Here is a 14,331-nt window from a genome sequence, read left to right on the forward strand (position 1 = left end):
CTAGAAAGTGGACATCGGACAACGGTGTTTTGAGCCCCTGGCGGCCTCGACCGCACGGACCGCCGGACTATGGCACAGGCATTGCGACAAGAAATGTTGCGCTGCGTGATCGGTGCGGCAGCGCGTGGTGAACGCCCGGTTCAGTGCGGGCATGCGAGGCTCGCCGCCATTCGACCGGAGACCGAATCCATGCGCGCAGCCGTCCTTTCGTCGTTCCTCGTGCTGGCGACGGGCCTTGCCGCCGCCGCGACGCCGGAGATCAAGCGCCCGGTAGGCGCGCCGCAGGCGAATGGCGTCACCCATCTCGCCCGCGCCATCCCCGAAGCTTGTGCGTGGCTCGAAGGCACGTTCACCGGCGACGCCGCCTCGCCCTACAAGTTCGTTCCCGTGCGCAGCAGCCCGACCTGCCAGGCGCGCGCGCGCCTGTTGAATCCGGAGAAGGCCAAGCCGAGCGAGTCGACCGGCTGGAAACTCAACGATGTGGTGCGCATTCCGTCGAAGGATTGCCCCGGCCTGCAGGCCGTCGTCGAGATCTGGCGCCTGCCGTCGGACGGGAAGTCGATGCAGCTCGACGCCCAGGGCCGCGCGCGGCTCTACCTGCAGGATGCGAAGGCCAACGCCGCCAAGGCAGCGCCGACGCCGGCGTACACGGCGAAGGTGGCGATCGAGGGCAAGGCGTGCGGTTGATGTTCGACCGGTGAAACGAAACGGGGCCGCGATGCGGCCCCGTTCTTCTATGCATAGGCAGCAACCAGTCAGCCGTTGCCGTTTTCCTTTGCAGGCTGTGCTTCCGGGGCGACCCCGGCGTCGGGCGTTGCGGCCGGCGCGGCGGCGCCTTCGGTTCCCGTAGCTGCGGGCGTCGCCGCCGGCGCTTCGGACGTTGCGGCTGCCGTCGGCGTCGGTGCCGCCGGCGTGCGTGCGGCGAGCGCGTCGACAAACGCGGCGGGAGTGGCAGCGACGTGGCCGGTCGCCAGTGCGAACTGATCGTGCGCGAGCAACTGCACGCAGGTCCAACCCAGGCCCGTGGTGACGTCCTTCAGAAGCTGCGCGTTGTTCGCAAGCAGCTCTTCGCGGCTCGGTGGGTTTGCGTGGTCGTGCGTATTCGCGTTGCACGCCGCGTTCGATACCTGGCGTCCGGTCTTCGCGTCGACCAGCTGCACCTGCACGCTGTAGCCGACCCAGTAGGTACCCCAACTGGTGGGGAAATACGCGAAGTTCCAGCCGCCCGAGCGCACGTCGAGGACGTAGTCGGCGTCGGCGTGCAGTGCTGCAAGATCCTTGGCCTTTTCCGATTTCGTCGGCGTGGCGTCGATCGGCAGCAGCTTCGCGCCGTACTCGGTCTGCAGCGCGTTGCCCAGCTGCTCCCTGACGACCACGGCCGGGTCCTGCACGTGATTGTCGTCAACCAGCTTGTTGCCGGCGCCGACCATGGCGGCCACGCCGAACAGCCCGAACGTCGCCTTGCCTGCCGTCATCGCGACGAAGCTCGGCCTCTCGTGCACCGTCAGCGCGATCGTCTTGTCTTTCAGCAGCGCAGCGTCGGCTGGCGCGAGCGTGATCAGCTTGTCTTTGGCATGGGCCGAGCCGGCCGCGAACAGTGCCGCGGCCAGCAGCATGGTCTTCTTCATGAAATCCCCTGATTGGATGGTGGCGATGTCTCGCCCCGCGCTCCCCAGCGCGGACGCGAAGCCTAACCGATGAGATCAGGCGGACGACGGTGCGAGCTTCTTCTCGACCATCACCGCATCCACCTGCGCGTACTTCGGTATGCCGTTGCGTCCGTACGGCGGCGGCGCTTCGCCGCGAATCAACGGTTCGAGGTAGCGACGCGCTGCATCGGTGATGCCGTAACCGTCGTCGCGGATGAAGTCGTCCGGCATCGTGCGTTCGTGGTTCGCGATATCCGACAGCGCGGCGGGCGCGACGGTCCAGCGATACGGACGATCCTTCATGCGCACGATCACCGGCATCACCGCGTTTCGTTCCTTCATCGCGTAGTCGACCGCCGCGCGCCCCACTGCGAGCGCCTGCTTCAGATCGGTTTCCGACGCGAGGTGTCGCGCGGAACGCTGCAGATAGTCGGGCAGCGTCCAGTGCACCTTGTAGCCCAGCGCGTCCTTGACGCGCGCGGCGAGCAGCGACGCAACGCCACCCAACTGCGTGTGACCGAACGCATCCTTGCCGGCGCCCGCGTCGGCGACGAACGTGCCGTCGGCAGTGCGGATGCCTTCGCTGGCGACGACGACGCAATAGCCGACGCGTTCGACCACCTCGCGCACCTTCGCAAGGAACGCGGTTTCGTCGAACGCACGCTCCGGAAACAGGATGAGATGCGGCGCGTCGTCGACACCGCGGCCTGCAAGTCCACCTGCCGCGGCGAGCCAACCCGCATGCCGGCCCATTGCTTCGTAGACGAAAACCTTCGTCGACGTTTCGGCCATCGCCGCGACATCGAGCGCGGCTTCGCGCACCGACACCGCGGTGTACTTGGCGGCCGAGCCGAAACCCGGGCACGTGTCCGTCACCGCGAGGTCGTTGTCGACCGTCTTCGGCACGCCGACGCAGGTCAGCGGATAGCCGAACTCGGCGGCGAGCTGCGACACCTTGAGCGCGGTGTCGGCCGAATCGTTGCCGCCGTTGTAGAGGAACCAGCGCACGTCGTGGGCGCGGAACACGTCGATCAGCCGCTCGTACTTCGCGCGGTCGGCGTCGAGCGACTTGAGCTTGTAGCGGCAGGACCCGAACGCGCCGCCCGGCGTTTGCGCCAGCGCCTTCACCGTCGAGGCGGACAGCGAGGTCGTGTCGACCAGTTCCTCCCGCAGCACGCCGAGGATTCCGTTGCGACCGGCGAGCACGCGGACCCCGTGCTGGCGGCCGGCCTGGATGACGGCCGAAGCGGTGGCGTTGATGACGGCGGTGACGCCGCCCGACTGGGCGTAAAGCAGGGTTCCAGCGGCCATGGGAGTCGAGGATTCGGGGTGGTATGCGGTAAGCTGCCGCCATCATGCCGGTAACGGCGTCGGGCCGCGTGCAGCGGCCGCGAACGTGCCGGAGAGATCCTTCAGGAGCGACGAATGCGATTGGTACTTCTGGGAGCCCCGGGCTCGGGCAAGGGCACGCAGGCCGCGAGGCTCAGGGAGCACCTGCAGGTACCGCACATCTCCACCGGCGACCTGCTGCGCGGGGAAGTCGCCGCCGGCACCCCGCTCGGCCTGGAAGCCAAGGCCGTCATGGCGCGCGGCGAGCTCGTCAGCGACGCCATCCTGCTCGGCATGCTCGAAGACCGCTTCTCGCGCCCGGACACCCGCGGCGGCTTCATCCTCGACGGCTACCCGCGCAACCTCGCGCAGGCCGACGCCATGGGCACGCTGCTCTCGCGCATCGGCCAGCCGATGGACCACGCCGTATTCCTCGACGTGCCGACCGAACTGCTGGTCGAGCGCATCGCCGGCCGCGCCAAGGCCGAAGGCCGCGAGGACGACTCGCCGGAATCGGTGCGCAAGCGCCTGCAGATCTACAACGACTCGACCGCGCCGGTCGTCGAGTACTACCGCCAGCACGGCCAGCTCAAGGTCGTCGACGGCGTGGGTTCGCTGGACGACGTGTTCACCCGCATCGTCGAGACGATCGCGCCGGTGAAGGAAGTCGGCTGATTTTTCACAAGGAGATGCACATGAAAGGATTCATCGCCGTCGCGCTGTTCGCCGTGTCCGGCGCCGCATTCGCCAATTCGGCCTGCGACCGCGTCAGCAATGATTTCGACGGCCTGTACTGCCTCAACAAGGTTTACCAGCAGGCCGACGTCGACCTCAACGCCGCGTACAAGGCGCTCAACGGCAAGCTCGACGCAGCCGGCAAGTCCGCGCTGAAGAGCGGCCAGCTGGCGTGGATGCGCCAGCGCAACGACGAATGCTCGCTGCACAAGGACGACGGCTTCTATGTCGACCTCGACTGCGCGACGCGGACCACCATCGAGCGCACCCGCTTCCTGCAGGATCGCGTGCGCGAATGCGTGAGCTCGGGCTGCCGCAACAGCCGACTCGCCACGCCTTGACCCGTCCCCGCGTCGCCGGGGACCGCATGACGGATTCCCTATGAAGCTCCATATCCTCGCCATCGCGGGCACGTTCATGGGCGGCGTCGCCGCGCTCGCCCGCGAGCTCGGCCACGACGTGCAGGGCACCGACCAGGCGATCTATCCGCCGATGTCGACGCAGCTCGAGCAGCTCGGCATCCAGCTCGCCCAAGGCTATTCGCCGGAATGGATCGACGCAGACTGCGACCAGGTCGTCGTCGGCAATGCGCTGTCGCGCGGCAACCCGGCGGTCGAGCACGTGCTCGACGCGCAGATGGACTACACCTCCGGCGCGCAATGGCTGGCCGAGAACGTGCTGCCGGGCCGCGAGACGATCGCCGTCGCCGGCACGCACGGCAAGACCACGACCACCACCATCCTCGCATTCCTGCTGGAAGCCGCGCATCGCGACCCGGGCTTCCTGATCGGCGGTGTCGCCGAGGATTTCGGCGTGTCAGCGCGCATCGGCACCGGCAAGGAGTTCGTCGTCGAAGCGGACGAATACGACACCGCGTTCTTCGACAAGCGCAGCAAGTTCGTGCACTACCGGCCGACGGTCGCGATCCTCAACAATCTCGAGTTCGACCACGCCGACATCTTTCCGGACGTCGCCGCGATACAGCGCCAGTTCCACCATCTGGTGCGCACGGTGCCGCGTCGCGGCCGCCTGATCGTCAACGGCGAAGACGCGCGCATTTCCGAAGTGCTGGAGATGGGCTGCTGGACGCCGGTGGAAACGTTCGGACTGGCCGATGCGGACGTCAACGCGAAGCCGTTCGACTGGACCGCGCGCCTGACCGAACCCGACGGTTCGAAGTTCGTGGTCCTGCACCAGGGCAAGGAGCAGGGCGAGGTGCACTGGTCGCTGCTCGGTCGCCACAACGTCATGAATGCGCTGGCGGCGCTCGCTGCCGTGCATGCGGTCGGCGTCGAGCCGCGCAAGGTGATCCCGGCGCTCGCACGCTTCAAGAGCGTCAAGCGCCGAATGGAAGTCGTTGGTGTCGTCGGCGATGTCGCGGTGTACGACGACTTCGCGCATCACCCGACCGCGATCGAGACCACGCTCGAAGGCCTGCGCAGCAAGGTCGGCGACGCGCGCATCGCCGTCGCGATGGAGCCGCGAAGCAATTCGATGCGCCTCGGCGCGCATTCCGACGCACTTGCGCCATCGTTGGCGCAGGCGGACGTGGTGGTGTTCCTGCATCGCCCTGAACTGCCATGGGACGCGACCAAGGTGGTTGGCGCCCTGCGTGGCGATGGGCTCACGGTGCCGGACGTCGACACGCTGATGCGCGAGCTGCGCGGCCGCGTGCATCCCGGCGACCACGTGGTGTTCATGTCGAACGGCGGCTTCGACGGCGCGCCGCGTCGCTTTGTCGAACTTCTGCGCGCGGAAGGCGTATTGCCGGCCGGCTAGGTCGTTGCGTCGCTCCGTCGACGCTCAGCGCGTTGTCCGCACCCGGAGGACAGTGGTGCCATCGGCGGCCGTCTGCGTCTGCGCCGGCAGCGTGCTTAGCGCATCGAATACGGGTTGCGCATCCGCCGGCACGAACGGTTGCGGGCGCCACAACGCGAACGCGTCGAACGGACGTGTCAGCACCAGGCGCTGCGCACTGCCCACCCACAGCGGCGTGCCATCGGCCAGGCGTGCGGGCGCGGGCCAGATGTGCAGCACGAAGCGTTCGTCGAAACGCGTGCCATCGCGGACCATCAGCAGGGTTTCGGCACGCGCGCCGTAGCTCGCCGGCAGTACGGGTTGGCGCTGCGGCGTGATGTCGTCGTCCAGCAGGCCGAGCACCGATTTCCAGTCCGCCTGCGGTTGCGCGCGCCAGCCGCCTGCCTGCAGCGCACGCTGCACCGGCGCGAGATCGCCGGCCACCTGCACGTTCAGTGGCCAGCCGCTGCGTCCCGCGTTGTCGTCGCGCGTCGCGGGCAGCAGGCGCCAGTCACGCGTCCACCATCCGTTTCCGTCAAGCACCAGCGTCGCCTCGGGGGGTGTGAAGCGCGCGAGCAACGGGGCCGATGCGCGCGGCGCGTGCCACAGCGCGGCGACCAGCAGCGCGACGTAGAACAACGTCGCGAGCGGGCGCATCCAGAATGAACGCGCGACGTGGCGTCGATACGCAAGGCCCAGCACCAGCAGCCATACAATGCCGAACACCGTGCCGCCGACGATGTCGCTGGTCCAGTGCGCGCCGAGGTACAGCCGCGCGAAGCCGACCAGCGTGGTCAGCACGCCGGCGAGCAGATAGGGCCAGACGCGGCGACGGCCCGGCAGTTCGCGCGCGATCAGCACCGCGAAGAAGCCGAGCACCACAGTCATCATCGTGACTTCGGCGGACGGGAAGCCGAATCCCGGCGGCGCGGTCGGCGGACGCGGCATGTCGACCACCGCCTGCAGCATCGTGGTCAGCGCGAGGCCGAACACCACCGCCGCGAGCCAGTGCGCAGCCGCCATCCAGCGACGTCGCCACGTCAGGTAGAGCAGTGCGACCGCCGCCGCCGGCCCGAGCACCTGCGCGTCGCCGAGGCTCGCGAGCGCGGCCATCAGGCGATCGGCCAGCGGATTGCGCAGCGACATCATCAGGTCGTGCACGCGGTAGTCGATGCCGAGCGGGCCGCCGTTCGCCAGCAGCAGCGCCACCAGCGAAAACCACACCCAGCTGATGCCGAGCAGGCACGCGGCGAGCATCAGCAGCGACGGCGATTCCGGCCGGTTCGGGTCGACCAGCGCGACGGCGTAGCGACCCAGCAGCGCATGCCGCCGCGACCACGACAGCAATCGCGCCAGCAGCGAATCGGCGTGCCCCGCAAACCAGCGCCACGTGTACAGCACGACGGCCCACGCGACCGCGACCGCGACCAGCAGCGCGCCGAGCACCAGGGCAAGACGATCCGCGACCGCCTCCACCGCCTCGTACGACGCACCCAGCAGCCAGCCTGGCGCGAGGAACGCGATCGCCCAGCCGACGCAGGCGATCGCGCTCGGCACCAGGTAACGGACCGTCGGCACGTGCAGCATTCCCGCGATCGCCGGCACGAACGGCCGCACCGCGCCGATGAATCGCGCGATGAAGATGCTCTTGGTGCCATGGCGACGGAACATCGCTTCGCCACGCTCGAGCCACTGCGGCCAGCGCGCGAACGGGCCGCGCGTGCGCAGCTGCGGCCCCCAGCGTCGGCCGATCCAGTAGCTCATGCCATCGCCGACGAAGGCGCCGATCGCCGCGCTCGCCACCGCGTACGGCCCGTTGACATGGCCGAGCCCGATCAGCGTACCGACCGCGAACAGCAGCGGCAGCGCGGGCACCACGATGCCGAGCACGATCACGGCGTCGCAGAACGCGACGAGGAAGATCAGCGCACCCGCGGCGAGCGGATGCGCGCTGATCCAGGCGGTGGCGGAGCTGAGCCAAGCAGACGTCATCCGGCCGATTATGGCGAGCAGCCGTGTGATCGGAAGCGGCCGCGACGACGCGACCCGTACACTTCGCACGATGGATGCCGCATCAACCACCGTCGCGCCGGTCGAAATCGCCGCGCTGAAGGCCGACAGCTTCGGACGCATCGCGCTCATGCGCGACGGCGAGCGCGTGTTCGTGCGCCGCGACCTCGCGCATGTGCCGCTATGGCTGCGGCTGCCGGCGTGGTGGCTGGCGCGACGCGAGGCGCGCGGTCTCGAGGCGGTGCGCGGACTCGACGCCGTGCCACAGCTGCTGCGCTGGGATGGGCGACGGCTCGATCGCAGCTACATGAGCGGCGCCGCGATGTACCAGCGGCCGCCGCGCGGCGACGTCGTCTATTTCCGCGACGCAAGGCGCCTGCTGCAGCGGCTGCATCGTCGCGGGCTGGCGCATAACGACCTCGCCAAGGAAGCGAACTGGCTTGTGCTCGACGACGGCTCGCCGGCGGTCATCGATTTCCAGCTCGCCAGCCGCGGCTACGCGCGATCGAAGTGGATCCGCCTGCTGGCGCGCGAGGACCTGCGCCACCTGCTCAAGCACAAGCGCACGTACTGCCCCGACGCGCTCACGCCGATCGAGCGTCGCGTGCTCAAGCGCCGCTCCTGGGTGCGCGAATTCTGGTTCGCCACCGGCAAGCACGCGTACCGCTTCATCACACGCCGCGTCCTGCGCTGGGAAGACAACGAAGGGCAGGGACCCAAGCCCTGACGTCCCGCATCCATGATCCCGGTGCACTGCGGCAGCCGGGCCACGCTCTCCGTTTCGACGACACCACGATGACCATGACCCTCTCCGGCAAGACCGTCTTCATCACTGGCGCCTCGCGCGGCATCGGACGCACGATCGCACTGCGCGCCGCACGCGACGGCGCCAACGTCGCGATCGTCGCCAAGTCCAACGTCCCCAATCCCAAGCTGCCGGGCACCATCCACACCGTCGCCGAGGAAGTGGCGCGCGCCGGCGGCCAGCCACTCGCGCTCCAGTGCGATATCCGCGAGGAAGACGAGGTGCGCGCGGCCGTCGCCGCCACTGCCGACGCGTTCGGCGGCATCGACATCCTCGTCAACAACGCCAGCGCGATCTGGCTGCGCGGCGCGCTCGACACGCCGATGAAACGCTTCGACCTGATGCAGCAGGTCAACGCGCGCGGCACGTTCCTCGTCACCCAGGCCTGCCTGCCGCAGCTGCTGCAGTCGCCGGATCCGCACGTACTCACGCTCGCACCACCACCGAGCCTCGATCCGAAGTGGTGGGGCCCGCATGCGGCGTACACGCTGGCGAAGATGGGCATGAGCTTCGTCACGCTCGGCCTGGCCGCCGAGTTCCGCGAGCAGGGCGTCGCCATCAATGCGCTGTGGCCGAAGACGATCATCGCGACGGATGCGATCAACATGATCCCGGGCGTCGATCCCGCGAAGTGCCGTCGCCCCGAGATCGTCGCCGACGCGGCGCACGCGATCCTGACGCGCCCGGCGCGCGAGGCCACCGGCCGCTTCTTCATCGACGAAGACGTGCTGCGCGATGCCGGCGTCACCGACTTCGCACGCTACGCCGTCGATCCTTCGCAGCCCCTGTTGCCCGACCTGTTCCTCTGAGGTGAGCCCATGAAATACCTGCACGCCATGGTCCGCGTCCGCGATCTCGACGCCTCGCTGCGTTTCTGGTGCGACGGGCTCGGCCTCGTCGAGAACCGCCGTCGAGACTATCCGCAGGGCCGCTTCACGCTGGTCTATCTCGGCGCGCCGGAGAACCCGGAATCGGAGATCGAGCTGACCTGGAACTACGACACCGAGGACTACGGCACCGCGCGCAATTTCGGCCACCTCGCGTTCGCGGTCGACGACGTCTACGCGACGTGCGCGCACCTGCAGTCGATGGGCTACACGATCAACCGCCCGCCGCGCGACGGCCACATGGCGTTCGTGCGCTCGCCGGACTTGATCTCGGTGGAGTTGCTGCAGCGCGGCGAGCGCCTCGCGCCGCAGGAGCCGTGGGCATCGATGGCTAACACCGGCGTCTGGTGACGCACGCAGCGCGGGACGCTGTGTAGCGGCGGAACGCGGTCTGCGTCGCGCCGCCGTCCGCGCCGATCGACGACAATGCCGGCGCGCCGAGTGGGCGTTCCGAAGTCCATACCGATGTCCGATTCCGATTCGCTGCTCGGCCTCGCCGACCGCTACTACGTCCCCGTCTATCGTCCGCGCCGCATCGTGCTCGACCACGGTCGCGGCGCACGCGTCTGGGATCGCGACGGCCGTGAGTACGTCGACTTCGGCGCCGGCATCGCGGTCAACGCACTCGGCCATGCACATCCGCCGCTGGTCGAAGCGCTGACCGCGCAGGCGTCCAAGCTTTGGCACACCAGCAATGTCTTCGTGTCGGAGCCGCCGCTGCGACTGGCGGAAGCGCTGGTCGAAGCCTCGGGGTTTGCCGAGCGCGTATTCCTGTGCAACTCCGGCGCGGAAGCCAATGAAGCGGCGATCAAGCTCGCGCGGCGCTGGGCGACGTCGAAGGGGCGCGAACCGTCGCGCCGCACCATTCTTACCTTCGAGGGGAGCTTTCACGGCCGCACGCTCGCGACGGTCACCGCGACCGCGCAGCCGAAATACCAGGAAGGCTTCGAGCCGCTGCCGCCGGGCTTCCGCTACGCACGCTTCAACGACATCGACGCCGCGCGCGAAGCGATGTCTGCGGGCGACGTCTGCGCGGTGCTCGTCGAGCCGGTGCAGGGCGAGGGTGGCGTCATGCCGGCGACGCCGGAATTCCTCGCCGCGCTGCGCGAGCTCTGCGACGCGCACGGCGCGCTGCTGATGTTCGACGAGATCCAGTGCGGCATGGGGCGAACGGGCAGGTTGTTCGCGTGGCAGGACTACGGCGTGCGGCCGGACGTCGTATCGCTCGCCAAGGCGCTTGGCAGCGGCTTTCCGATCGGCGCGATGCTCGCCGGCCCGGATGCCGCGGAGACGCTCCAATTCGGCGCACACGGCACCACGTTCGGCGGCAATCCACTCGCGGCCGCGGTCGCGCTCGCTGCGCTGCGCGAGCTGTCGTCCGACGCCGTGCTGGGCAACGTCGCGAAGCAGGCGACCGCGATTCGCGACGCGCTCGCCGCATGCGACCGTGAATTCGGCCTGTTCGACGACGTGCGTGGCCGCGGCTTGATGATCGGCGCGCAATTGCGACCGGCCTTTGCTGGTCGCGCGTCGGAAATCCTCGACCGCTGCGTCGACCACGGTCTGCTGCTGTTGCAGGCGGGGCCGGATGTGCTGCGTTTCGTTCCGGCGCTGAACATCGGCGATGAGGATGTTGCCGAAGGCCTGAATCGCCTCGGTCGCGCGTTGCGCGACTTCGTCGTCGCTCAGCCGAGGCCGTAAGCGGCGAGCACGCCGGCGAGGACGTTCGGCGCAGCTACGTGCGCGGCCTGCAATCCCGCGCGTCGCGCGCCTTCGACATTCGCGATCGAGTCGTCGACGAACAGCGTCGACGCCGGCGCATGGCCGAGCGACTCCACGGCGTCGAGATAGACGCACTCAACCAGTTTGCGCGCACCGAGCCGCGCACTGCACAGCACGCGGTCACCGAACGCGGCAGCGAGCGCAGGCGCGATCTCCCGCAGCAGGTCGACGAGCAGGCCGCCGTTGTTGGTCAGCACTGCGATGTCGCAACGCGCGTGAACACGCGCGAGCAGTGCAGGCAGCGCCGGGTCCATCCGCATCGCGACACGGCGCGCGTCGGCCCATACCGCGCGATTGACGCTGGTACCCAATGCCCCACCGAGCGCGTCAAGGTAGTCGTCGGCTTCGATCGAGCCCGCGTCGAAGCGATCTTCGAGGCCGCTACCGAACAGCGCGGCCCACACCGCACCATCCTCGACGCCGATCGCGCGCGCCAGATGCGTAACGCGCGCGGCGCGGTCGTAATCGACGAGTACGCCGTCGAGGTCGAACAGCACCAGCGACGGCGTCGAACTCACAGCGTCGCGAACGCTTCGCGCGCGGCAGCGAGGGTATGCGCGATCTCCGCGTCGCCATGCGCGCTCGATATGAAGCCTGCTTCGAACGCCGACGGCGCGAGGTAGACGCCGCGTTCGAGCATCGCGTGGAAGAAGCGGTTGAAGCGCGCGGTGTCGGAAGCCTTCGCGTCCTCGAACGTTTCCACCGGGCCTTCGCGAAAATACAGGCCGAACATGCCCGGTGCGCGCGTGGTGTGGAACGCGATGCCGGCATCGCGCGCGGCCGCTTCGAGCCCGTCGCACAAGGCGTGTGTGCTGCGTTCCAGTGCATCGTGGAAACCGGGCGCCTGGATGAGATCGAGCGTCGCAAGGCCCGCCGCCATCGCGACCGGATTGCCGCTCAGCGTACCGGCTTGGTAGATCGGACCGGCGGGCGCGATCTGCTGCATCAGGTCGCGGCGACCGCCGTACGCACCCACCGGCATGCCGCCGCCGATGATCTTGCCGAACGTCGACAGGTCCGGCGTGATGCCGTAGCGCTGCTGCGCGCCGCCGAGCGCGACGCGAAAGCCCGTCATCACCTCGTCGAAGATCAGGATTGCGTCGTGCCGGCTGCACAGCTCGCGCAAATGCTGCAGATAGCCGTCGCGCGGAAGGATGCAGTTCGCATTGCCGACGATGGGCTCGATGATGAGCGCGGCGATGTCGTCGCCCGTGCTGTCGAACAACGCGGTCGCGGCGTCGAAATCGTTGTAGGGCAGCGTCAACGTAAGATCGGCGAGTGCGGCGGGAACGCCCGGCGAGTTCGGCAGGCCGAGTGTCATGACGCCGCTGCCGGCTTTCACCAGGAAGCTGTCGCCGTGGCCGTGGTAGCAGCCTTCGAACTTGACGATGCGTGTGCGGCCCGTCGCGCCGCGCGCAAGGCGGATCGCGGACAGCGTCGCTTCCGTGCCGGAGTTGACCATGCGCACCATTTCGCAGCTCGGCACGATGCGCGTGATCGCTTCGGCCATGTCGACTTCCAGCGGATTCGGAACGCCGAAACTCAGGCCGTTGCGCATCGTGCTTTCGACTGCCTCGAGCACGCGCGGATGCGCATGGCCCGCGATCATCGGCCCCCACGACCCGACGTAGTCGACATAGCGGTTGCCGTCGACATCGAACAGATACGCACCTTCCGCGCGCTGCGCGAAGAACGGCGTGCCGCCCACCGAGCGGAACGCACGCACGGGCGAATTGACTCCGCCCGGAAGCAGCTCGGATGCGCGCGCGAACAGGCGCTCGGAAATCGTGTGGTTCATGCGGGATCCTCGAAGCAGTCGATATAGGCGCGCGCCGCGGCCTGCGGGTCGCGGGATTCGAAAAGGCCGCCGATCACGGCGATGAGATCAGCGCCGGCGTCGATCACGGCGCGCGCGTTTTCGGGGGTGATTCCGCCGATCGCGACGCGCGGCAGGCCGAGTGTGGCGCTGTCACGCAGGAGGTCGGGCGACGCACGGCGTGCGTTGGGCTTGGTGCCGGACGGAAAGAACGCGCCGAATGCGATGTAGCTCGCGCCTGCACGCGCCGCGTGTCGCGCACGGTCGAGGCTGTCGTAGCAGGACGCGCCAACGATGCCGTCGTCGCCGAACGCGCGTCGCGCGTCGCGCAGGTCGCCGTCGTCACCGCCGAGATGTGCGCCGTCGGCGCCGATCTCGACGGCGAGTCGCCAGTCGTCGTTCACCACCAATGGAATGTCGTAGTCGCGACACACTGGCAGCAGCGCGAGCGCCTGTTCGCGACGTAGCGCGGCGTCCGCGGTCTTGTTGCGGTATTGCAGGACTGCAGCACCGGCAGCGAGCACCGGCGCAACGCGCGCGATAAGGCGTCCGGTGTCCGGGTCGTCGGGCGTGATCGCATACAGGCCGCGACGCGGCCACAGCGGCAGGATGGGAGACATGCTTTCCGCGAAGAGGAGCGGGTGGGACAATGCGGGCCCGCAAGCCACGCATTATCAGCCCATGTCGACGCCCGCAGAAAACGCCCCGTTCCGCACCTGGATGTGCGTCGTCTGCGGCTTCATCTATGACGAGGCGAAGGGGCTGCCGGAAGAAGGCATCGCACCGGGCACGCGCTGGGCGGACGTGCCGGACACGTGGACGTGCCCGGATTGCGGCGTCACCAAGGACGACTTCGAGATGACCGAAGTCTGATCGTTACTTGAGCGGGCTGATCGCGGGCCCGAGCTTCAGCTCGGCACCGTTCTCCAGTTTCAGCTGCTCTGCCTGCCCGGCATTGAGTTCCAGCACGTAACGCGCGGGCGTGCCGCTCGGATACGGCGGGCATGCGTCGCCGAGCGTGCAGGGAGGTACGTCGCGCTGCTGCGAGACGAGCTTGCGGCCGGTGTCGAAGTACAGGATGTCGAGCGGAATCTTCGTGTTCTTCATCCAGTACGCGAGCGGCTCCTCGCGGTCGTGGAGGAACAGCATGCCGTGGTCTGCTGCCATCTCGTCGCGGAACATCAGCCCGCGCTCGCGCGATTCCTCGGTGTTGGCCAGTTCCACCGCATACCGCTTGCCGTTGAGCTCCACCCACGCGTCGCGGCCGCTCGCGCAACCCGTCGCCAACAGTAGTACGAGCGACAACATCCATCCCTTGTTCATGGCATCGCCTCCGAAAAGTGCGGACGACGTTCCGGTACGCGCCCGCAACGGTCAAGTGGCGATGAATGCGTCGTACGCGAGCGCAAATTGCCTCTTCCCAAACGTCGAGGCCATGTGCACAATGCGCGGCCCCGCTGAAGGGCGCGCCGCGAACGCGGCACGCTTCGGAAGCGAAGAGAAAAAAGTCGATCACCGGGT

Annotated in this window: 17 protein-coding genes; 10 read left to right on the top strand and 7 right to left on the bottom strand. The window is 68.4% G+C overall.

All coding sequences use genetic code 11. From position 1 onward, the window contains the following. Nucleotides 1-189 precede the first annotated feature (189 nt). Nucleotides 190-687, top strand: coding sequence for a hypothetical protein (locus tag ACKTTN_RS13845; protein WP_407910482.1), 498 nt, complete (start codon nucleotides 190-192; stop codon nucleotides 685-687). A 68-nt stretch (nucleotides 688-755) separates the two neighbouring features. Here the strand turns inward: ACKTTN_RS13845 and ACKTTN_RS13850 are convergent, their stop codons facing one another. Together ACKTTN_RS13850 and ACKTTN_RS13855 are read right to left on the bottom strand one after the other, a co-directional pair. Beyond that, nucleotides 756-1,628 (bottom strand): hypothetical protein, encoded by an 873-nt coding sequence (locus tag ACKTTN_RS13850; RefSeq protein ID WP_407910483.1) that lies wholly within the window; start codon nucleotides 1,626-1,628, stop codon nucleotides 756-758. Between the two features lie 75 nt (nucleotides 1,629-1,703). Continuing rightward, nucleotides 1,704-2,960, bottom strand: coding sequence for a 6-phosphofructokinase (locus tag ACKTTN_RS13855; RefSeq protein WP_407910484.1), 1,257 nt, complete (start codon nucleotides 2,958-2,960; stop codon nucleotides 1,704-1,706). A gap of 114 nt (nucleotides 2,961-3,074) precedes the next feature. Here ACKTTN_RS13855 and ACKTTN_RS13860 point away from each other — a divergent pair, with 114 nt between their 5' ends. The 3 genes from ACKTTN_RS13860 to mpl are packed head-to-tail and all read left to right on the top strand — an operon-like array spanning nucleotide 3,075 to nucleotide 5,492. After that, entirely contained in the window at nucleotides 3,075-3,653 is a 579-nt protein-coding gene (locus ACKTTN_RS13860; RefSeq protein WP_407910485.1) for an adenylate kinase, read from the top strand. A gap of 20 nt (nucleotides 3,654-3,673) precedes the next feature. After that, a complete protein-coding gene (locus ACKTTN_RS13865) occupies nucleotides 3,674-4,054 on the top strand; it encodes a lysozyme inhibitor LprI family protein (protein WP_407910486.1) in 381 nt (126 codons plus the stop codon). Between the two features lie 40 nt (nucleotides 4,055-4,094). Beyond that, nucleotides 4,095-5,492, top strand: a complete 1,398-nt coding sequence (gene mpl / locus ACKTTN_RS13870) for a UDP-N-acetylmuramate:L-alanyl-gamma-D-glutamyl-meso-diaminopimelate ligase (protein WP_407910487.1) — start codon at nucleotides 4,095-4,097, stop codon at nucleotides 5,490-5,492. 24 nt (nucleotides 5,493-5,516) lie between these two features. On the opposite strand, the gene ACKTTN_RS13875 is transcribed toward mpl, so the two are convergent. Further along, nucleotides 5,517-7,502: a bifunctional DedA family/phosphatase PAP2 family protein gene (locus tag ACKTTN_RS13875; protein WP_407910488.1), complete on the bottom strand. Its 1,986-nt coding sequence runs from the start codon at nucleotides 7,500-7,502 to the stop codon at nucleotides 5,517-5,519. Between the two features lie 70 nt (nucleotides 7,503-7,572). Here ACKTTN_RS13875 and ACKTTN_RS13880 point away from each other — a divergent pair, with 70 nt between their 5' ends. From ACKTTN_RS13880 to ACKTTN_RS13895, 4 genes are all read left to right on the top strand, one after another. After that, nucleotides 7,573-8,247 carry a protein kinase family protein gene (locus tag ACKTTN_RS13880; protein ID WP_407910489.1) on the top strand — a complete coding sequence of 225 codons (675 nt, stop codon included), beginning with the start codon at nucleotides 7,573-7,575 and terminating at the stop codon, nucleotides 8,245-8,247. 74 nt (nucleotides 8,248-8,321) lie between these two features. After that, nucleotides 8,322-9,134, top strand: coding sequence for an SDR family oxidoreductase (locus ACKTTN_RS13885; protein ID WP_407910512.1), 813 nt, complete (start codon nucleotides 8,322-8,324; stop codon nucleotides 9,132-9,134). Between the two features lie 9 nt (nucleotides 9,135-9,143). Continuing rightward, entirely contained in the window at nucleotides 9,144-9,563 is a 420-nt protein-coding gene (locus tag ACKTTN_RS13890; RefSeq protein ID WP_407910490.1) for a VOC family protein, read from the top strand. A 114-nt stretch (nucleotides 9,564-9,677) separates the two neighbouring features. Further along, nucleotides 9,678-10,913 (top strand): aspartate aminotransferase family protein, encoded by a 1,236-nt coding sequence (locus tag ACKTTN_RS13895; RefSeq protein ID WP_407910491.1) that lies wholly within the window; start codon nucleotides 9,678-9,680, stop codon nucleotides 10,911-10,913. On the opposite strand, the gene ACKTTN_RS13900 is transcribed toward ACKTTN_RS13895, so the two are convergent. The 3 genes from ACKTTN_RS13900 to thiE are packed head-to-tail and all read right to left on the bottom strand — an operon-like array spanning nucleotide 10,898 to nucleotide 13,430. Further along, nucleotides 10,898-11,512: an HAD-IA family hydrolase gene (locus ACKTTN_RS13900; protein WP_407910492.1), complete on the bottom strand. Its 615-nt coding sequence runs from the start codon at nucleotides 11,510-11,512 to the stop codon at nucleotides 10,898-10,900. The genes ACKTTN_RS13895 and ACKTTN_RS13900 overlap by 16 nt on opposite strands. After that, nucleotides 11,509-12,792: a glutamate-1-semialdehyde 2,1-aminomutase gene (hemL, locus tag ACKTTN_RS13905; protein ID WP_407910493.1), complete on the bottom strand. Its 1,284-nt coding sequence runs from the start codon at nucleotides 12,790-12,792 to the stop codon at nucleotides 11,509-11,511. Before hemL ends, ACKTTN_RS13900 begins: the two co-directional genes overlap by 4 nt. Further along, nucleotides 12,789-13,430, bottom strand: coding sequence for a thiamine phosphate synthase (gene thiE, locus ACKTTN_RS13910; RefSeq protein ID WP_407910494.1), 642 nt, complete (start codon nucleotides 13,428-13,430; stop codon nucleotides 12,789-12,791). The genes hemL and thiE overlap by 4 nt, the downstream gene beginning before the upstream one ends. A gap of 61 nt (nucleotides 13,431-13,491) precedes the next feature. On the opposite strand from thiE, the gene ACKTTN_RS13915 reads away from it, so the two are divergent. Further along, a complete protein-coding gene (locus tag ACKTTN_RS13915) occupies nucleotides 13,492-13,683 on the top strand; it encodes a rubredoxin (RefSeq protein WP_407910495.1) in 192 nt (63 codons plus the stop codon). A gap of 3 nt (nucleotides 13,684-13,686) precedes the next feature. Here ACKTTN_RS13915 and ACKTTN_RS13920 read toward each other — a convergent pair whose 3' ends face one another. Beyond that, a complete protein-coding gene (locus ACKTTN_RS13920) occupies nucleotides 13,687-14,133 on the bottom strand; it encodes a DUF192 domain-containing protein (protein ID WP_407910496.1) in 447 nt (148 codons plus the stop codon). Here ACKTTN_RS13920 and ACKTTN_RS13925 point away from each other — a divergent pair. Next, nucleotides 14,132-14,331 (top strand): hypothetical protein (locus ACKTTN_RS13925; protein WP_407910497.1); only part of this gene is annotated, 200 nt, incomplete at its 3' end. The genes ACKTTN_RS13920 and ACKTTN_RS13925 overlap by 2 nt on opposite strands.

Origin of the sequence: Lysobacter claricitrinus (assembly GCF_045866565.1) — a bacterium.
GTDB classification, from domain to species: Bacteria; Pseudomonadota; Gammaproteobacteria; order Xanthomonadales; family Xanthomonadaceae; genus Cognatilysobacter; species Cognatilysobacter claricitrinus.